The organism is Bacillus sp. SIMBA_008 (genome assembly GCF_046535495.1).
Lineage (GTDB): Bacteria > Bacillota > Bacilli > Bacillales > Bacillaceae > Bacillus > Bacillus subtilis.
The window spans coordinates 1-239 of sequence record NZ_JAWRWL010001181.1 but is presented as its reverse complement, the minus strand read 5'-3'; the positions used below and the strand labels follow the sequence as shown (position 1 = coordinate 239).

The 239-nt window shown below is 59.0% G+C and carries 1 protein-coding gene; it reads left to right on the top strand.

Features of this window, described 5'->3' with window-relative positions; genetic code table 11:
* Window positions 1–16: 16 nt before the first annotated feature.
* Window positions 17–239, top strand: a 223-nt coding sequence (locus SB658_RS27190) for an aspartate/glutamate racemase family protein (protein WP_410603645.1), incomplete at its 3' end; no start/stop codon positions are given.

Below are 239 nucleotides of genomic sequence, written 5' to 3'. Positions count from 1 at the left end.
GAACACCGAGTTGGGGATGGCCGAGATCGAACGTCGACAGGCGTTTGCTCGCACCTTCCTTGCACAAGACACGACAGTCGATTTTGCGGTGCCCCAACAGGGGCCCGCATCTATCGAAACTCGCGCCGATGCGGCCGTGACAGTGCCCGCCTTGCTTGAAGCAGTCGTCCAGGCAGAGAAGGATGGATATGATGCCGTCATCATCTCGTGCTTTTCGGATCCCGGACTGGATGCCTGTC